This is a genomic window from Streptococcus sp. ELY_90, assembly GCF_058314475.1.
The window spans coordinates 1-17883 of record NZ_JBZFUJ010000003.1 but is presented as its reverse complement, the minus strand read 5'-3'; the positions used below and the strand labels follow the sequence as shown (position 1 = coordinate 17883).

18 protein-coding genes and 1 riboswitch are annotated in these 17883 nt (G+C 42.9%); of the genes, 1 reads left to right on the top strand and 17 read right to left on the bottom strand.

Going from position 1 to position 17883, the window contains the following annotated elements; genetic code table 11:
- Nucleotides 1–31: 31 nt before the first annotated feature.
- A complete protein-coding gene (locus AC4HAF_RS02700; RefSeq protein WP_491091432.1) occupies nt 32–1516 on the top strand; it encodes a carbon starvation CstA family protein in 1485 nt (494 codons plus the stop codon).
- 83 nt (nt 1517–1599) lie between these two features.
- Here the strand turns inward: AC4HAF_RS02700 and ribH are convergent, their stop codons facing one another.
- The 17 genes from ribH to AC4HAF_RS02615 form a co-directional block, all read right to left on the bottom strand.
- Nucleotides 1600–2073 (bottom strand): 6,7-dimethyl-8-ribityllumazine synthase, encoded by a 474-nt coding sequence (gene ribH / locus AC4HAF_RS02695; protein WP_491096567.1) that lies wholly within the window; start codon nt 2071–2073, stop codon nt 1600–1602.
- A 15-nt stretch (nt 2074–2088) separates the two neighbouring features.
- Nucleotides 2089–3264: a GTP cyclohydrolase II gene (gene ribA, locus AC4HAF_RS02690; RefSeq protein ID WP_491096566.1), complete on the bottom strand. Its 1176-nt coding sequence runs from the start codon at nt 3262–3264 to the stop codon at nt 2089–2091.
- Nucleotides 3257–3865: a riboflavin synthase gene (locus AC4HAF_RS02685; RefSeq protein ID WP_491096565.1), complete on the bottom strand. Its 609-nt coding sequence runs from the start codon at nt 3863–3865 to the stop codon at nt 3257–3259. The genes ribA and AC4HAF_RS02685 overlap by 8 nt, the downstream gene beginning before the upstream one ends.
- Nucleotides 3850–4923: a bifunctional diaminohydroxyphosphoribosylaminopyrimidine deaminase/5-amino-6-(5-phosphoribosylamino)uracil reductase RibD gene (ribD, locus tag AC4HAF_RS02680; RefSeq protein WP_491096564.1), complete on the bottom strand. Its 1074-nt coding sequence runs from the start codon at nt 4921–4923 to the stop codon at nt 3850–3852. The genes AC4HAF_RS02685 and ribD overlap by 16 nt, the downstream gene beginning before the upstream one ends.
- A 304-nt stretch (nt 4924–5227) precedes the next feature.
- Nucleotides 5228–5359, bottom strand: a riboswitch (FMN riboswitch).
- A gap of 60 nt (nt 5360–5419) precedes the next feature.
- Nucleotides 5420–6550 (bottom strand): acetylornithine transaminase, encoded by a 1131-nt coding sequence (locus AC4HAF_RS02675; protein ID WP_491096563.1) that lies wholly within the window; start codon nt 6548–6550, stop codon nt 5420–5422.
- A 65-nt stretch (nt 6551–6615) separates the two neighbouring features.
- Nucleotides 6616–7353, bottom strand: coding sequence for an acetylglutamate kinase (argB, locus tag AC4HAF_RS02670; protein ID WP_491096562.1), 738 nt, complete (start codon nt 7351–7353; stop codon nt 6616–6618).
- A gap of 127 nt (nt 7354–7480) precedes the next feature.
- A complete protein-coding gene (argJ, locus tag AC4HAF_RS02665) occupies nt 7481–8674 on the bottom strand; it encodes a bifunctional glutamate N-acetyltransferase/amino-acid acetyltransferase ArgJ (RefSeq protein ID WP_491096561.1) in 1194 nt (397 codons plus the stop codon).
- A 138-nt stretch (nt 8675–8812) separates the two neighbouring features.
- Complete coding sequence (gene argC, locus AC4HAF_RS02660) at nt 8813–9835, bottom strand: N-acetyl-gamma-glutamyl-phosphate reductase (RefSeq protein WP_491096560.1); 1023 nt, start codon at nt 9833–9835, stop codon at nt 8813–8815.
- A gap of 146 nt (nt 9836–9981) precedes the next feature.
- A complete protein-coding gene (locus AC4HAF_RS02655; RefSeq protein WP_491096559.1) occupies nt 9982–10671 on the bottom strand; it encodes a CPBP family intramembrane glutamic endopeptidase in 690 nt (229 codons plus the stop codon).
- Between the two features lie 98 nt (nt 10672–10769).
- Entirely contained in the window at nt 10770–11435 is a 666-nt protein-coding gene (locus AC4HAF_RS02650; protein WP_491096558.1) for a DUF3169 family protein, read from the bottom strand.
- On the bottom strand, nt 11428–11649 hold the full coding sequence (locus AC4HAF_RS02645; RefSeq protein ID WP_491096557.1) for a helix-turn-helix transcriptional regulator: 222 nt from the start codon (nt 11647–11649) through the stop codon (nt 11428–11430). The genes AC4HAF_RS02650 and AC4HAF_RS02645 overlap by 8 nt, the downstream gene beginning before the upstream one ends.
- 25 nt (nt 11650–11674) lie before the next feature.
- Nucleotides 11675–12379, bottom strand: a complete 705-nt coding sequence (locus tag AC4HAF_RS02640) for an ABC transporter permease (RefSeq protein ID WP_491096556.1) — start codon at nt 12377–12379, stop codon at nt 11675–11677.
- Entirely contained in the window at nt 12372–13208 is an 837-nt protein-coding gene (locus AC4HAF_RS02635; protein WP_491096555.1) for an ABC transporter ATP-binding protein, read from the bottom strand. Before AC4HAF_RS02635 ends, AC4HAF_RS02640 begins: the two co-directional genes overlap by 8 nt.
- Before the next feature lie 161 nt (nt 13209–13369).
- Nucleotides 13370–14761, bottom strand: a complete 1392-nt coding sequence (locus AC4HAF_RS02630; RefSeq protein ID WP_491096554.1) for a HAMP domain-containing sensor histidine kinase — start codon at nt 14759–14761, stop codon at nt 13370–13372.
- A complete protein-coding gene (locus AC4HAF_RS02625) occupies nt 14752–15411 on the bottom strand; it encodes a response regulator transcription factor (protein ID WP_491096553.1) in 660 nt (219 codons plus the stop codon). Before AC4HAF_RS02625 ends, AC4HAF_RS02630 begins: the two co-directional genes overlap by 10 nt.
- Nucleotides 15412–15453: 42 nt before the next feature.
- Nucleotides 15454–16293: a TraX family protein gene (locus AC4HAF_RS02620; protein ID WP_491096552.1), complete on the bottom strand. Its 840-nt coding sequence runs from the start codon at nt 16291–16293 to the stop codon at nt 15454–15456.
- A gap of 283 nt (nt 16294–16576) precedes the next feature.
- Nucleotides 16577–17677, bottom strand: coding sequence for a hypothetical protein (locus AC4HAF_RS02615; protein ID WP_491096551.1), 1101 nt, complete (start codon nt 17675–17677; stop codon nt 16577–16579).
- Nucleotides 17678–17883: the final 206 nt, after the last annotated feature.

Genomic DNA, 17883 nt, shown 5'->3' with positions numbered 1-17883 from the left:
AAAATCCTACATCGCTAAAGGAGGATTAGCCATGATAACATTTTTGGGAGGTATAGCACTGCTGATTGTCGGGTATTTTACCTACGGTGCTTATATTGAAAAAAATTTCCAAATCGACACTGACCGAAAGACCCCGGCCGAGGCTTTGAGGGACGGTTATGATTTTGTTCCTATGCCTAAATGGAAAAATGCCATGATCGAACTGCTGAACATTGCAGGAACCGGTCCTATCTTTGGTCCTATTATGGGAGCTTTGTACGGACCTGTCGCTTATCTGTGGATTATCCTGGGCTGTATCTTTGCAGGAGCCGTCCATGATTACATGATCGGCATGATTTCCCTGAGAAACAAAGGAGCTTTCCTGCCCGAACTGGCCAGCCGCTATCTGGGCAAATCCATGAAGCTGGTCATCAATCTCTTTTCCATGCTGCTGCTCATCTTGGTCGCAACGGTATTTGTCATCACACCGGCTAATCTGATTGCCAGCATCCTGCCAAAAGGTCTCATCGGACTGCCATGGATTGTCGGGCTGATCTTTGTTTATTACTTGATTTCAACCGTACTGCCCATTGACCAGGCACTTGGTAAAGTTTATCCAGCCTTTTGTGTGATTTTGATGATCAGTACAGCTGCTATTGCCTTTCGTTTGCTGACCGGCGGCTTTGATATGCCTAATCTGACGGCAGCTACTTTCAAAAACATGCACCCGACAGGCTTGGCTATTTTCCCTGCTCTTTTCTTCACCATCTCCTGCGGAGCTATTTCCGGCTTCCACGCAACACAGGCACCGATGGTTTCTCGTACCACTATCAATGAACGCGAAGGCCGCTTTACTTTCTATGGTATGATGCTGGCTGAAGGTGTCATTGCTATGATTTGGGCTGCAGCTTCTATGAGTCTGTTTGATGGTAAAACACTGTCTCAATTAATCGCTGCCGGTACTGCTTCTGCCGTTGTTAACAAAGTCATGATTATGCTTTTAGGCAATATGGTCGGAACTGTTGCTATCATTGGTGTTATTGTCTTACCGATTTCTTCAGGACTGTCTGCTTTCAGGAGCTTACGGACTATCGTTGCCGATTATCTGCACATCAAACAAGACACGCTTCCTAAGATTTTCGCCGTTACCATTCCGCTCTATGTGATTTCTTTCGTCTTAACAAAAGTTGATTTTAACTTGCTCTGGCGCTACTTTAACTGGGCCAACCAAGTTACAGCCGTTATCGGTCTCTTGGTTGCAACGCGCTATCTGGTCCTGAAACGCCGGAACTTCTGGGTTACCTTGATACCGGGCATCTTCATGCTTTATGCTGTGGTGGTCTATATTCTCAGTGAACCCCTTGGTTTTCATATGGGGCTGTCAGGTCTGACCTATCTCTTGGGAGCTTTGATTACAGCCGTTTTGATCGCACTCTTCTGGCATTCCGGACAAAAGCAGCTGCACCGCTTAGACCCCGAATCCTTCTTGCTAAATGACCAGCGGCCAATCAGTTATTACACCTCGCTGGATATGTAAGAATCAAACATACAAAAACAGAGTCAGAATCGTTTCTTTTGAATAACGATTTTGACTCTGTTTTTTTCTTGTAAATAGGTGAGCTAGGCTTTTTCGATCTGATCTGTCAGAGACATCATCTCAAGCAGGCTTTGAGCCGTGTCATAGCCCTTGTTGCCTGCTTTGGTGCCTGAGCGCTCAATCGCCTGTTCAATATCCTCTGTTGTCAGTACCCCGAAAATTACAGGAATATCGCCTTCGAGATTAAGCTGGCCAACACCCTTAGCAACTTCGTTGCAGACCAGATCATAATGACTGGTTCCTCCTCGGATAACGCAGCCCAAGGTCAAAATGCCATCATACTGCTTGTTGCTTAGAAGTTTTTTAGCCAGATAGGGAATCTCAAAAGCTCCGGGCACCCAGTAAACATCAATAGCTGCTTTGGATAGCCCGTGACGTTCTAAATTGTCCTTGGCTCCTGCCAGCAATTTTGAGGTAATAAATTCATTGAAACGTGCAACAATGATGGCAACTTTCTTTTCCTCGGTAAAATGAAACTGTCCTTCGAATACTGTCATGTTTTTTCTCCTTTCTCAGACTTGAATGTCGTGATGAAATTTTTCTTTTTTAGTTTTCAGATAAGAGAGATTTTCCCTGCGAGCCGGAACCTGCAGAGTAATTCTCTCAGCTACTTCTACACCGGCAGCCTTGAGCTGCTGGACTTTATCGGGGTTATTGGTCAGAAGTCTGACTTTGTTTAATCCCAGATAGTCTAAAACGGTCTTGGCAAAATCATAGTGCCGCTCATCTGCTGCAAAGCCAAGTTCCAGATTAGCATCGTAGGTATCAAGGCCTGCATCCTGCAGCTGATAAGCTCTCAGCTTGTTTTTCAGCCCGATGCCGCGGCCTTCCTGCCTCAGATACAAAATCGCACCGCTTCCTTCTTTTTCAATTGCTTTCATGGCCGCTTCTAATTGCTCACCGCAGTCGCAGCGCACGGAAGAAAAAATATCTCCCGTGGCACATTCTGAATGAATCCGAAACAGCGGAGCAGATTCTTTTGTGAGATCGCCCTTGGTTAACAGCAGATTTTCTTTGCCCTCTCCGTCTTCCAGAAGGGTCAGGTCAAAATAGCCATAGCGGGTAGGCAGAGATGTTTTAACCGCCCCTTTAAAACGCAGATAGACTGCCAGCTCTTCAATCGAAATTAAGGGCATCTGCCATTCTTGAGCCAGCTGTTCTAAATCCTTTCGCCTAGCCATGTGACCGTCCTCTTTAAGAATTTCGCAGATGTAAGCAGCAGGTCTGCTGCCGGCCAGACGGGCCAGATCAAGGGCGCCTTCGGTATGACCTCGCCGTTCCAAAACACCCCCGTCTTTTCCAATCAAAGGAAACATGTGTCCGGGCCGCTTGAAGTCAAGAGCTCTGCTTTTTTCCGAGGAAAGTGCCTGAATGGTTTTCGCCCTGTCAAAAGCTGATATCCCTGTTGACGTTTTATGATGATCAACACTGACCGTAAAAGCCGTTCCGAAAACATCTGTATTGTCGGCAATCATGTCAGACAGATCCAGCTGCTCAGCTATTTCCCTTGAGATGGGGGCACAGATAAGGCCGCGTGCTTTTTGCGTCATAAAATTGACCTTGTCTGCACTCACAAGACTGGCCAAACCGACCAGATCGCCTTCAGCTTCCCGATCAGCATCGTCTGTCAGAATAATCAGTTCTCCGTCTTTGAGCCTTTGTATGGCTGCTTCAATTTTTTCAAACATGGCGTCTCCTTTCAGCACTTGCCTGTGCTTTGATGTATTTCCCCAAAATATCTGTTTCAATATTAACCCAGTCGCCTGCTTTAAGCTGACCCAAGTTCGTTTTTTCACGGCTGTGCGGAATCAAGGATACTGTAAAACGCTCCTCATCGCAGGACACAACTGTCAGACTGACCCCGTTAATAGCAACTGATCCTTGCGCAATGATTTCCCCAGCATGCCCCTGAGGGTACGAAAAGGTTAAAATTTCAGCATTTCCCAGACTTTTCTTGTCAAGCAGCTGGCTCTGAGCATCAATATGTCCGGTCACAAAATGTCCCTCAAAGCGCCCGGCAGCTGATAAGGCAGGTTCAATATTAACAGCATTTCCAATATGCTGATAGCGTAGATTAGTCCTCTTAAAAGTCTCCGGCATAATATCAACCACAAATTCCCGGCCTCTTTTGGCAACACAGGTCAAGCAGGCACCGTCAACCGCGATACTGTCACCAATAGCTATTTGGTCAAGAAAACGGGCAGACACCTGACAGGTCAGGCGAACCCCTTGACTGTTCTTGCTGAAATGACTTATTTTTCCTTTTTCCTTAATTAATCCTGTAAACATGGATCCTCCTTTCTTTTGGCAGAAATCCGCCAATCCTCACCAACCTGCTCTAAGGATACATCAGGCAGATTAGTCAGGGTTTGTGCTATTCTGGTGCTGCTCATGCTGGCCAAGGCATCTCCTCCTAAAAGAATCGGGGCCAAGTAAAGCAGCCATTCATCCCAAAGATCAGCTGCATAAAAGGCATCGTGAATATGGCTGCCGCCTTCAACATAGAGAGACTGAATACCCTCTTTAGCCAGCTGTTTAACCACTTTATCAACCGTCCAGTCAGGGTCACAAAAAACGCTGACATGAGCAGGCAGATCTTCCACAGGTCTTTGGCTGAAAAGATAGACCGGGGCTTCGCTGTTAGTAAAAAGCTGAAGCTGCCTGTGGCTGAACAGCCGACCTCGCCGATCTAAAACAACACGAACCGGTGGGAAAAGATTGCTCTTTGCTGCCAGAAGGCCGGGGTCATCCAGCAGAGCTGTTTCGCTGCCGATTAAAATAGCCTGATAATCACTGCGCTCCTGATGAACCAGCTCTTTGGCTTTCTTTCCAGTCAAAGCTGTCCGTTTGCCTTTAAGAGCAATCTTGCCATCTAAACTCATGGCGCTTTTTAAAACAATATAGGGCCGCCCATGCCGGTAAAAATAATTATAGTGGGGATTGAGCGCTTCTGCTTCTTTTTCCAGCAGACCAACATCAACCGTCAGTCCCTGACTTTCTAAAAACTGCCGGCCCCTGCCTGCGACTAAAGGATTGGGATCCAGCTGGGCAATAACCACCCGTGTGATGCCTGCCTGAACAATACTTTCAGTGCAGGGAGGCTGCTTACCCTGATGATGGCAGGGCTCAAGCGTTACATAAAGCGTTGCCCCTTTCAATTCTTCGGCGTTTTGACAGGCCATTATCGCCTGCCGTTCTGCGTGATAACCGCCGTATTTTAAGTGAGCGCCCTCGGCAATGACTTGATTATCTTTAACGATAACGGCTCCAACCAAAGGGTTGGTATAAGTCTGGCGTCTTCCCTCTTTGGCTTTAGCAATAGCTAAGGCCATAAATTTTTCCTCCATACTGCCTCCTTTCCAACACAAAAAACCCCGTAAAAATATTACGGGGCAGATAAGGTTTACCATCATAAAAGACCGACAGAAGAATATTCACTCTTAATCTGAACATATCCTGTCTTTGACAAGAAGCCTGGAACTATGCTGTTTTCAGCAAGGCTAACAGCAGCTTTTTAAAACAGATATCTAGAACTACAACACCTGCATAGCTGAAAAACTTCCTGTATGCAAGAACACTTGACTCTTTAACAGCCAAGGTATCACTTGACAGACTGGCAACACCCCTTTGGGGAAGCCTAGTCTCTTCTTTTATTTTCTTCTCCCATCCAGACTATACTGTCGGTTCCGGATTTTCACCGGATCAACCGCTCTCGCAGTTCACGGACTTCAAGCTCAGCTTGTCACCGTCGGTCGGGAATTTCACCCTGCCCCGAAGAAATAAATCTATTCAATTGCCTAAAGCATAACACGCTGACAGCAATTTGTCAACACTTACCTATGCTCAGGCAAAAACTTCTTTTAGAATAGCCAATCCCTGGTCCAGCTCATCTTTGGTTAGGGTCAAAGGCGGCAACAGCCTGATGACATTGCTGCCTGCAGTAAGCACAATCAATCCCTTGGCATGCGCTGAGGCAAGCAGCAGACTCAAATCTGCGCTTGTTTCAATCCCAATCATACAGCCCAGTCCGCGAATCTGAGTGACCTTGGGATTATCAGCCAGCATACTCTTCAGCTGGTCTTGCAAGTACTCTCCCTTAGCCAGTGCAGTTTCTAAAAATCCCTCTTCTTTTAAGACTGTTAAGCCGGCACTGGCTGCTGCCATGGCTAATTTATTGCCGCCAAAGGTCGATCCGTGACTGCCGTAACCAAAAGCTGCCGACAGCTTAGTTTTCCCCAGCATGGCTCCGACAGGAACACCGTTTGCTAAGCCTTTAGCCAATGTGAAAATGTCCGGCTCAATGCCGTAATGCTCAAAAGAATACAGCTTGCCCGTCCGGCCCATGCCTGTCTGAACCTCATCAACAACCAGTAAAATATTTTTATCCTTGCAAAAAGCAGCCAAATCTCTGACAAAATCTGGCTCAGCCGGGTGAATACCGGATTCTCCCTGAACTAATTCCAGCATCACCGCAGCAGTGCGTTCAGAAGCCAAACTTTTGACGCTGGCCAGATCATTATAATCTGCATAAAGAAAATGGGGAACCCCGTCACCAAACCCCTCTTTTATCTTGTCCTGACCGGTTGCAGACATCGAGCCGAAAGTCCGGCCGTGAAAGGAATCTTTAAACGTGATGATTTCCTGCTTGCCGGTCGCCTTGCGGGCAAGCTTGATAGCAGCCTCATTGGCTTCGGCTCCGCTGTTACAAAAGAAAGCCAAATAATCTCGGTCGCCGATCAGTTTTTCTGCTACTTCTTCCTGCAGAGAATTCTGGTAGAGATTTGGGGTATGCCAGATGCGCTCGGCCTGTTCTTCCAACGCCTTTTTGACCTGCGGGTGAAACCCCAAATTTGTCACACCGATACCTGATGAAAAATCAAGGTATTTTTTGCCGTCTGCATCAAACAAATAATTTCCTTCTGCTTTGACAAATTCAATAGCTGCTCTTTTATAATTTTGAAATAATTTACTCATTCTTGCCTCTCCTGTTACTGTCGGAAGCTCTGCTGCCTTCCTGTCCTTTTTACCGGTAGTCATTTTTATCCTTTGTGAATCAAGGTTCCGCCTGCCAAACTGTCAGCAATCAACACCTGGGCAACGCCTGCCTCAACGGTCTTTGCAGCACTTTCGATTTTAGGAATCATACCGCCTGTGATGACGCCCGTGGCAATCTTTTCAGGAATTTGCTTGACGGTTAAGTCCGGCAGCACCTGTCCGTTTTCTAAAACTCCTTTGACATCTGTCAGAAGAATCAGCTGTTCAGCAGACAGGGCTGCTGCTACGGCTGTCGCCAGATAGTCAGCATTGATGTTGAGCAGATCCCCCTTTTGAGAATAGCCTAAAGAAGCCAAGAGCGGAATCTTTTTATCTTTGATCAGCTCTAAAAGCGGAGTCGTGTCTATGTCCGTTACCTCTCCTACATAACCGTAGGTAGCCTTATCCAGAAAATCGGCTTTTATCAGCTGGCTGAGCTGCGATTTCAGCTGCAGATTCTCAAGGCCTGCCTGTGTCAGCCGATCACTTAGGTCCTTTCCGACAATATCTATCAGAGCCTTTCTGACCAGCGCCATATCTTCGCAGCTGGTCACCCGCAAGCCCTTAACTTTTTTGATGGGAACCTGCTTTTCCTCCATCAGCCTGTTGATGGCAAAGCCACCGCCGTGCACAATAACAAGAGCTTTGCCGGCAGCCTTCCAGGCTTTCAGCTGCTCAATAAAGCTCGAATCTAATTGCTGACTGGCGACACCGCCGATTTTGATGACTATGATTTCTGACATGGATTTTCCTTTCAAATACAGCTTAAACTCACAAAATTCAAACAAGAATAAACAGATAAGACTGGGAATCTTTCAAGTCCTCTGCTTTCGGTTATAGCTTTTACTCTCTCATCAAGCTTTTTTTAGTTCAGGTCCTGTAAAGGGCATTGATTTTCACATAATCGTAGGACAGATCACACCCCCAAGCGGTGCCCCTTTTTTCTCCGGCATGCAGGTCAATGCTGACCTTGATTTCGTCGGCCTGCATGATATCCTGCATCTCTTCCTCATCAAACTCCACAGGGCTTGAAGCAAGCATGACAGGAATCGTCCCCAGATAAATATCAATATTGTCCACAGCGATATCTGCTCCGGCGTAGCCCACTGCTGCTAAAATCCGCCCCCAGTTGGGGTCTTCACCAAAAACAGCTGTTTTAACCAGACTTGAGCCAACCACACTCTTAGCCATCATGCGGGCGTCCAGCTCATCAGGAGCATTGAGTACTTCAACCTCAATCAGCTTGGTCGCACCTTCACCATCTTTGGCTATTTTTTTAGCTAACTCCTGCATGACAAAATGAAGCATGGCTGAAAATTTGTCAAATTCCGGGGTGTTTGGCAGAATTTCGTCATTTAAAGTGCAGCCGTTAGACATGACAAGCACCATATCATTGGTTGAGGTATCACCGTCAACTGTAATCTGATTAAAGGTTGTTTCAGTATTTTGGCTGAGAGCCAGCTGCAGCGTCTCACTTGAAATAACAGCATCGCAGGTGATAAAGGCCAGCATAGTCGCCATATTGGGGTGAATCATGCCCGAACCCTTGGCGACGCCTGCCATGGTAACCTCGTCACGGCCAAACTGTTCAGTGACAGCCACTGTTTTTGTGACTGTATCCGTTGTCAGAATGGCCTCAGCAAAGTCATTGGCATTGCCATTGACAACAAGCTTGGACAGCCCATTTTTCAAGGTCTCCATGGGCATAAGATCACCAATAACACCTGTTGAGGCAACACCGACAAGGTCACTATCGATACCCAATTTTTCAGCTGTCCATTGCTGCATGGTCTGAGCATCTTCCAGCCCTTGCACGCCTGTGCAGGAATTAGCAACGCCTGAATTCACAAGCAGAGCCTGCATTTTTTGCGCTTTTTTGACCGCATTTCGAGTGACAATCAAAGGCGCTGCAATCACCTTGTTAGTCGTATAAACCCCGGCAACGCTGGCCGGCACTTCTGAGACAATCCAGCCGAAATCTTTTTTGCGTTTTTTAAAACCTGCGTGTAAACCGTCAGCCGAAAAACCCAGCGGACTGGCAATATTTCCATCAATAACTTTCATAACTCAACTACTGGAAACCTAAAAATATCTAAAAGTCCATTAAAATGCTGAACAGCTATCTGAGAACTCTTACCTCTGATCAGCTGTCATACTGCTGTGCTTATATCTTTGAAGTTCCATTCCTTTCTAAACTCATCTCTACAAATAACTGGGAGACGTCAGCAACCCTTCAGTTTCGTCAAATCCCATCATGAGATTGAGATTTTGAAGGGCCTGACCGGCGGCACCCTTGATTAAGTTGTCAATAACAGATACAACCGTTAAGACATTAGTCACTTCGTTATAAGCAAAACCAATATCTGTAAAATTAGAACCGATGACATTGTGAAGCTCCGGCAGACTCTTTTGCATACGGACAAATGCCTTGTCCGCATAACAGTCAGCATAAATCTTATCGATTTCAGTCTCCGTCAGAGCCGTCTTTAATTTAACATAGCAAGTTGCTATAATACCGCGATTGACAGGCAAGAGCGAGGTTGAAAACTGAAGGTGCTGAAAATCACTGTTGAACAGCTGCAGCTCCTGAACAATTTCAGGAATATGCTGATGACGGTTGAGTTTATAGGTGACATAATTGTCGTGCACATTGACAAAATGGCTGGACTCTGACAGGGACTTGCCGGCTCCTGTCAGGCCTGACTTAGCATCGACGATAATGCTGTCCAGATCAGCAACTCCAGCCTTGATCAAGGGCAGCAAGGCCAGTTCTGCCGCCGTAGCATAGCAGCCGGGATTGGCAATAAATTTCTTCCCTTTAACATCGGTAAACTCAGCCAGCCCGTAAGTAAATTTATCCAGATCTGTTTGTTTTGCAGCGGGTTTTTGATACCATTTTTCATAAGTCTTGGCAGGCAGACGGTGATCCCCGGAAATATCAATAACAGGAAAATCCGCCGACAGAAAAGCTCCGGCCAGCTCCTTAGCAACACCGCTTGGAGTGGCAAATATAACCGCATCAGCTTCCTTCATAATGGCTTGGCTGTCAAAAGCTTGAATGGTTAAATCACAGATACCTCGCAGATAAGGATAAATATCAGACAGTCGTGTTCCAATCTCCTTGGTTGCATACACCGATACAAGTTTTGCTTTCTTGTGATGATTCAAAAGACGAACCAATTCTAATCCGCTATATCCTGTAATACCAACGATTGAAACTTTCATGCTTAATCTCTCCTTTACTGAATATGTTGATTATTTTATCGTATATTTATACATAAGTCAAGAATAAAAATAAATAAAATACAAAAAAATCTGTCCGCAATAGTATGCAGACAGATGAGAAAATCGGCTGTAATAAACTACTATACTTATTTAAAGGCCATAAGTAGGAGATAGATAGCAGATGGAAGATTATTCAATATATGAACCGCCATCGAGTCCTTAATATTGCCGCGTCGCTGATAAGCCAGATAAAGTATGGCACCAAGACAGGCATAAATCAGAAACTCAAAGACCGTTGTTGCGTGAGGAAAAGCAAAGACAGCAGTGGTCACAATACCGGCTAAAACTTTATGACCATGCTTAAACAAGAGATGATTAGGAAAGGCACGGTAGGCCAATTCTTCGATGAACGGACCGACAATCCCCACTAAAATAACATATAAGAGGGGGTATAAAAAGAAACCTCCGACAAAGAAATTGGCTAAACCTTGCAGGCCGGCATCATTAGCTGTCGTGGTCTGACCGCTCAGCTGCTGGTTCAATAAGGTTCCTCCAATTGCCACAACACGCGCCAGCAAAAAGAATAAAAAGGCAAAACCGAAATCCTTCCAAGTGAATTTTTGCTGGGCAACAGCTGCATCTTCATGCTTTTTATGCGCCTTCCATAAGAAATAAATAACAGCAGCGATAAATACAATATAAGCAATTCCCAATCCCCATTTAAGCGGCAGAGAAAATGTGAACTGCCTTTGCAGCAGAATCATAGGAGTGATATTGCAAAGCAGGGACAGAAAAATAAGACCGATTACTTTAACGATATTAATAACTAATTTCATAAACATTCTCCTTTTATTTATAATACGCTTTTGTCATTTTAAACTGCATAATCATGATGTAAAGATGGATGACAGCGGCCACGATAAGACCGGACAGCTCAACTTTCTGCAGGTAAAGAAGAGAGCAAAAACAAAGCAAGATAGATTCCCGGCAGAATAGCACCGCTCAGATTCATAACAATTTCAAAAGATATTTTGTAATTGGCTTCCAGCTCTGCCTCATCCATCTGCATAACATTGTTCTTTAATTCTTTCAGTGTCGGAACTAAGGGCATGTTAAGACTGCGGATACGATTGTAAACCTTGAGCACATAGGTCTGCAAAGCGCCTGATGCCATCGCAGCCAGGAAATCCAGAACAGGAAATGACATCTCAGCATAGCTGTCCGCAAATATCAGCTTATAAGCTAAAATTAAGCTAAGGGCAGCCAAAACACCGCTTACTCCTGCATAAATCACTGCATAGGAATGCCTTTTATTCATTGTCCGATAGAGTTCTTCCGACTCGTCATCTATACTGTTTTGGTACTGTTTATAAGCCTGCAGCACTTGAACGATGTAAAAAAGGCTGAGAACAAAGGAAATGACAAATAAAATTCGCAGGCTAACAAGAAGAATCTCTATCAATTCCGTTTGAGACACTGGCAGTTTTTGGCCGGAAGCATGAAAATAACCAATCAAACCTCCTCCCAGACCGCCAATTGAAGCACCTATGAGGAGCCTCTTCCCGGCTCGTTTAAAAGTTCCCTTTTGTTTTTTAACCATCCTTTTTATCCTCCTCTAGACGAAAGACTTCTTCTACCGGTTCGTGGAAAATCTCAGCAATCTTCATTGCAATCACAACCGAAGGTGTGTACTCATTGCGCTCAATCAAGCTGACTGTTTGGCGGGAAATACCGGCTAATCTGGCTAACTCTGTTTGATTGATTCCTTCTCTGGCTCGCAATTCCTTGAGTCTGTTTTTCAATATTAAAGCCATAGTTTTCTCCTTTAGACAGCAGACATTATCTGATAATCTGCTTTCGTTTTGTTGCCCAAATAACACCGGCTAAAGAAAGCAGCAGCCATATCAGAAGAATCCAAAAGCTCTTATCCGTTAAATGGTAAGCCGTCCAATCGGTGCCGGCCTTCGTATAAGCTCCCATGTAGGTGTAGGCAATAAACTTTTCAATGCCTTTATCCATCATCGAAAACAAGGGCAAGAGAAAGGTCAGCATCATGACCGGCATGGCTAAAATAGTTGCCCGAGACTGAGTATCTGTCAAAAGAGCTACCATTAAAAAGAGCAAAAAGACAGAAAGAGAGGTTAAGAGCATGACAAGTAAGTAAGACAGGCCTAAATCAGCAAAATCAACCTTTAAGTAGACGGGCAGGAGACTCATATAAAGCACGTTCAGAATAAAAGGGAAAAACAAGCTTGCCAGCACGTATTCCCAGCTCTTAACCCCTGCCAAACGCAGGCTGCGCTGATTGTTTTTTTCAGCTTCTTCTGCGACTAAAGTTGGTATGTTATAACCAATCAAAGCCGGAATCATCGGTATAACCAGATACAAAATAAGTTCATTCGTATCTTGCATTTTTAAATCTTTATACATAAATTGATAAAGCAAAACCAGCAAAAAGGGCATGAAAATGTTGACCATAACCGTTTTATTGGCAAGCATCATTTCTTTCCGGCTCCACAAAAGAGCATTTAACCGCTTAAACATTTAATTTACCTCCTGTCAGTGAGATGAAGATGTCTTCTAAAGTCGGTTCGCAAGAATGAATGGTTTCAATTTCATCCACCTGCCCCAACTGAGACAGCTCATGATAAGACAGCTCTTTTTCATGCCCGTCAGTGTAACGAATGCGAACACGCTTATGCTGATAGTACTTTTGAATCAAATCTTTAGGACGTCCTGTTTCAACCAACTTTCCTTGATAGAGCAGGGAAACACGGTCACAAAGAAGAGTCGCTTCCTGCATGTCATGCGTTGTCAAAAAGATGGTTGTCCCCTGTGCTTTCAGCTCCAAAAGCCAATCATGAATCATGCGCGATGTTGCCGGATCAAGCCCGCTGGTCGGTTCATCTAAGAAAAGAAACTTAGGGCGGTTAATGAGAGCCCTCGCCAAAAGCATGCGCTGTTTCATTCCCGTTGAGAGTTTTTCGGCAGGCTTATTGCGGTTTTCGTATAAACCTATGCGCTGCAGCAACTCGTCCACACGGCTGTCAGAAACTCCATGCCACTTGCTGTAGACCTGGATATTTTTATAAAGTGTCATTTTTTCATAAAAACCACTGGTATCACTGACAATCCCAATCTGTGCTAAATCGTCGCTGTCCAGATCAAGTGCTTCTTTGCCAAAAATCTTTGCACTGCCGGAATTAATCAGCAGCTGTCCTGTCAAAATGTTAATCGTTGTTGTTTTCCCCGAACCTGACGGGCCTAAAAACCCAAAAATCTCACCTTCTGCTATCTCAAAAGAAATACCATCCAGCGCCGTCTGATTGCCAAAACGTTTGACCAAATCCTTGACTTCAATAACATTTGCCATCCTAAACCTCCTTAGTTACAGCTTGTAAACGGTCATTCTTTCTTCTTGCTGCTCAAAACAATCATAAGATATTTGACAGCTATATTGTAACACTTCCTTTTCATTTTGACAATGATTATTGTCAAAAAAGATACGATTTTTGTCAAAAAAATTGAGAACCATTAGTTGGCCTCAATCTGATTTATGAGTGGCAGAACGATATCAACCTGGCCGCCGCCTTGCTTAGCATTTGACAGCTCAAGACTGCCGCCGTGCAGGCGAACAATATTATCCGCAATAGTCAGACCCAAACCTTGATGATTGGCCTGTGACCTGCTCTTATCATCTTTGAAAAATTGCAGGATCCCTTTTTCCAAGGCTTCCTTAGAAAACCCTGTTCCGCTGTCCAGACAGGAAATCAGCACTGCTTCGCCCTGCAAACTATAGTGCAGCTGTAAACGGCCTCCTTGCGGGCTGTGCTCCACAGCGTTAGCAACAATGTTCATCAAGGCGCGTTTCAATAACTCTTTATCCCAATAAGCAGCAGGCTGAACATCAGACAAAACATTGAGAAATTGAACTTTGATTGCTTTTGCTGCAGCAAGGGCCTGAGTGTTCTGGGAAAATTCCTCTAAAAACGCTGTAACCTTTATGTTTTCCGGATGGAAATCCTGTAATTCTCTGTTCTTAGTCAGGTAGGACAATTGCTGAAGGTAAGTCTCTACTTGCTCAATATTTTTCAAACTGTAGCGGATGAATTCCTGCTGCTGCTTAGACAGGCTTGTGCTGTTTAACAATTCGGTATTGCCGCGAATCACAGTCAATGGGGTCTTAATGTCATGCGTTAAAGCAGCTATTTGATCTTGCTTTTCCTGCTCCAATTGCCAGCTGCGCAGCAACGATTCTCTCAGAGCTTGCCGCATGGTGTCCAAACTCTGTAAAACTTGATTAAACTCCTTAACATTAGGCGATTGTATGGTAAAGTCCAAATCTTGCTCGGCGATTTTCTCAGTAGCAACAATAATCGGAGACAGCTGTCGCTGAAGTCTGCGGGCAAAGAGAATCGTCACTAAGCTAAACACTAGCAAGGTTCCCAGTCCCGTCAGAATAAGGAATAACAAGCTCACATTAGGCAGATACTTATTCATCCAGGCAATGGAGTAATGGGCTTTTAACTGATAGTTGACAACGACAATCTCATTTTTAGGCTTTAAAATCATAAAGTAGCCGTAATCACCAGGGCTGACCGCTTTCCCAGAATAACTGGCCAAAGCTTGCTGCTGCAGCTTCTTCGGCATATTACTTTCTTTGATTTTGCCGTCTTTAGTCAGCAAAAGGTAGGTTGTATCTTTCGGCAAACGATTTGCTTTAAACCTACCGGTTTGCTTAATTTCCTTGTCTAAGCGCTGGAGTTTTTGCTCTGTTTGATTGGCAGGAATGACAAGATTAGTATTGAAACTGATGACAAAAGCAAGCCAAACTAAGCACAATAAGACAATAAAAGCCAAACTGACTGTCGCAAAATACAGGGTGAAAATCATTTTTAAAGAATGATTCGATTTTTTCATTGCCATTTATAACCTATCCCCCAGACCGTTTCAATGGGTTCCACCCCGGCATTTCTAAACTTGGAGCGAATATTTTTAATGTGCTCGGCGATAGCCGCCGGTGTCCCTCTTTCTTCGTACCCATACAAATAGTCATAGAGTTGCTCTTTTGAAAAGACCTGACCCCGGTGTTTGGCTAAATGTTCGCAAATCTCATATTCTGACTTAGTCAAGTCCAAGACTTGTTCACCGGCTTTCACCTGCTTACTGGATAAATCAAAATAGACATTACCCAAAAGCAAGGCTGCATGGCGCTCACGCTTTTCACGACGCAAATGAGCATTGACACGCGCAAGCAGCTCCTCTGCACCAAAGGGCTTAACCAGATAATCATCCGCTCCGTAACTAAGCCCCGTGACAATATCAGATTCCTGTGTCTTAGCTGTCAGAAACAAGATAGGACAATCCACTAAGTGACGAATCTCTCGGCAGAAGCTCAGGCCATCCACATCCGGCATCATAATGTCCAGTAAAATCAAATCATAACGCATTAATTTCGAACGGTCAACCTGTTTGGCGCTCGTGAAAGTTTCTACTAAATAATTCTGCAGCTGCAAGGTATTTTTTATCAGAGCCAAAATATCTGCATCATCATCAATTGCCAAAATACGTGTCATACTTCTACCTTTTCTTTTGTTATTTGAATCCTTAATATCATATCACCTATAGAGCAACACTGACAAGGTGTAAAGCAAGTAAATATGCAGCGGATAGAAAATGTAAAAAAGGTATTTACTACCTTGACCACGCTGGCCATTGTACAAGAGCATGAGCGGTGCTGCAAAGATCTCTAACCATTCAAAATAGGAAAAGAAGAGATTGTGAAGTGTCAGTGGAGCACCTACCAACAATACACGTCCTAAATCAATTATCAAAGAAGTAATTACAAAGATAAAAACTTCTTTTTTCAAATTCTTCCGGCAGAGATACATAGCTATCCCCACCATCAGAGTAGCAGTTCCTCCATCTATAATTGAAAAATGCAAGGGTAGGATAGTAAAATTGAGCAAGTTAACAAAGAACATACCCAGTTGATTACCAGAATCCATAAAGGTGCGGTAAAAAGGCATGAAAAGGAAAGGCAGAAGAATCGGGAAAAGAAGAGTTGGAATACCTCGAAGATATTTTTTCTCCTCAATCCAAGCAATCCCTTGAAGAGCAACCAACAAAATCGCAAACGAAGACAGCATCATATTTTGCGGGAAAAAACCATCTTCTCGTACTAGCGGATGAAGCACATTATAAAAACCAAACTGAATAAGACCCATCATAACAGCTAAGCCATAGATTTTAAGGAAATATTTCTTACGATCATGCGTATGAACAAAGCCTTCAATAATAGCAAATAGGAATAAAGGTGCTGCGATTCTCCCTATCTGAGAGAACCATAGCGGAATCTTACCCGTATAGTCAAAAAAATAATGAATATGATCCAACAGCATAGTTCCTAAAGCGATGTATTTAAGCTGAAAACCCGTTAATCTTTTAAATTTTATCATTATATTTCTCCTTTTATTTTTTATCATTTCTAGTATAAAAAACAAATTTAAGGATTTTATAAGGAAAAGCAAAAAACGATAAACTAATCAAAATTGAACAATAGAAAAACCAAGGACTGCTGACTGTCCTTGGTGGAGTTATTGAACGGCCTAAAATTAGCAAAGTTGACGGTTATTTTTAACCATAAATTTAGCTATCATCTCAAATAAGAATTACGTTGGAAGCTAACTAACCAATTATCTTTTTTTCTGATTTTATATTATTTTAAAAAAGTAATTAGAACTAGTTAGGTGTTGCTGTAATAACAGTAAGATCTCCTCCTGTTTTTTCTACATTACTAACTTTAATTGTGACAGAAATACTACTGGCTGTTTTAATACTATCTGCTAAACTTTTAGTACAATATAACATCAAGTCTTCATTTTCAGGATTCCCACTATTAACATAAATGAGATACTTTGTATTATCGGCATTCATTCCCCAAATGTCTGTCCAAATTGGTGAGGTTGTAAACTGATATACTTCTCCATCTTTTAGTTCCCCAGCATCATACTTAGCTGTTAATTCAGATGCGCTAATTAAAATAGGTTTGGTTGATGAATTTGAAGAACTTGTAGATGGCAAACTGGATTCTGACGAACTAGAGGTGGAAGAATTTGTAGATGATGAGCTTTGCGAAGTTGAAGACTTAGATTCACTAGAAGAACTATGTGATTTATTTATTGAATCTTTATCTTTTTCGTAATCGTTAGGAGTATAAAATGTTACATTCCAACTGTCAGGTGAGTAACCATCATCTAAGATAATTGTTGCACCTTTTGGAATAGTTACTTTATAAACTTTTCCAATTGTATAAACCATCTCAAAAGTACCTGTAGAATCCCCTACAGCATCAAGAATTTCTAATGTCAAATAAGCCTCTTTCTTACTGTCATTAGAACTGTATTGAATATCGGTCATTACAAAATAATAACTACCTGCTTGAATATCTTCCCCTTCAATATATTTACCTGGCGCAAAAAAAGATTTTGTAGTAATTTTTGGTTTAGATTTTGATTTAGATTTTGATTCAGATTTTGATTCAAACTTTGAAACTTTTTCACGATTTACACTTTTATTTCCGATATAATTTACAGTAAAAAAAGTACCCAGTATAGCAACTAAAATAATGATGATACTAACTATACCAATAATAAATTTAATTTTTCTTTTTTTAGATGCCTGATTATTTAGAAAAGCAGTAAAGTTTGAATAACCACTTACACCATTGTTAGTATTATCAGAAAAAATCAAACCATTTTTAATTGCTGTCTCCACTTCTTCTTTACTAGGTTCACGCCCATTCTTCTCTTTAAACAGATGAATCCATTCGCTTTCTTTCATTTTCTCAAACCTCTCTATTATTAATCTTTATTGATGTTATTAACCCGTCATTAATACAATTATAATATATATATATATATATTTCAGACTGAAGACAAAGCTCTTAGAAATTGGTTTCTAAGAGCTTTTTGCTCTGTTTAGGAGTATACTAAAAGAAAACGGTTTGTGAGGTAAGGCCATGTTTCACAAAGAAAAACCAGATTATA

Coding starts and splice junctions, on each gene's coding strand:
- AC4HAF_RS02700 (WP_491091432.1), top strand. CDS start 32: ATGATAACATTTTTGGGAGGTATAGCACTGCTGATTGTCGGGTATTTT.
- ribH (WP_491096567.1), bottom strand. CDS start 2,073: ATGACAGTATTCGAAGGACAGTTTCATTTTACCGAGGAAAAGAAAGTT.
- ribA (WP_491096566.1), bottom strand. CDS start 3,264: ATGTTTGAAAAAATTGAAGCAGCCATACAAAGGCTCAAAGACGGAGAA.
- AC4HAF_RS02685 (WP_491096565.1), bottom strand. CDS start 3,865: ATGTTTACAGGATTAATTAAGGAAAAAGGAAAAATAAGTCATTTCAGC.
- ribD (WP_491096564.1), bottom strand. CDS start 4,923: ATGGAGGAAAAATTTATGGCCTTAGCTATTGCTAAAGCCAAAGAGGGA.
- AC4HAF_RS02675 (WP_491096563.1), bottom strand. CDS start 6,550: ATGAGTAAATTATTTCAAAATTATAAAAGAGCAGCTATTGAATTTGTC.
- argB (WP_491096562.1), bottom strand. CDS start 7,353: ATGTCAGAAATCATAGTCATCAAAATCGGCGGTGTCGCCAGTCAGCAA.
- argJ (WP_491096561.1), bottom strand. CDS start 8,674: ATGAAAGTTATTGATGGAAATATTGCCAGTCCGCTGGGTTTTTCGGCT.
- argC (WP_491096560.1), bottom strand. CDS start 9,835: ATGAAAGTTTCAATCGTTGGTATTACAGGATATAGCGGATTAGAATTG.
- AC4HAF_RS02655 (WP_491096559.1), bottom strand. CDS start 10,671: ATGAAATTAGTTATTAATATCGTTAAAGTAATCGGTCTTATTTTTCTG.
- AC4HAF_RS02650 (WP_491096558.1), bottom strand. CDS start 11,435: ATGGTTAAAAAACAAAAGGGAACTTTTAAACGAGCCGGGAAGAGGCTC.
- AC4HAF_RS02645 (WP_491096557.1), bottom strand. CDS start 11,649: ATGGCTTTAATATTGAAAAACAGACTCAAGGAATTGCGAGCCAGAGAA.
- AC4HAF_RS02640 (WP_491096556.1), bottom strand. CDS start 12,379: ATGTTTAAGCGGTTAAATGCTCTTTTGTGGAGCCGGAAAGAAATGATG.
- AC4HAF_RS02635 (WP_491096555.1), bottom strand. CDS start 13,208: ATGGCAAATGTTATTGAAGTCAAGGATTTGGTCAAACGTTTTGGCAAT.
- AC4HAF_RS02630 (WP_491096554.1), bottom strand. CDS start 14,761: ATGGCAATGAAAAAATCGAATCATTCTTTAAAAATGATTTTCACCCTG.
- AC4HAF_RS02625 (WP_491096553.1), bottom strand. CDS start 15,411: ATGACACGTATTTTGGCAATTGATGATGATGCAGATATTTTGGCTCTG.
- AC4HAF_RS02620 (WP_491096552.1), bottom strand. CDS start 16,293: ATGATAAAATTTAAAAGATTAACGGGTTTTCAGCTTAAATACATCGCT.
- AC4HAF_RS02615 (WP_491096551.1), bottom strand. CDS start 17,677: ATGAAAGAAAGCGAATGGATTCATCTGTTTAAAGAGAAGAATGGGCGT.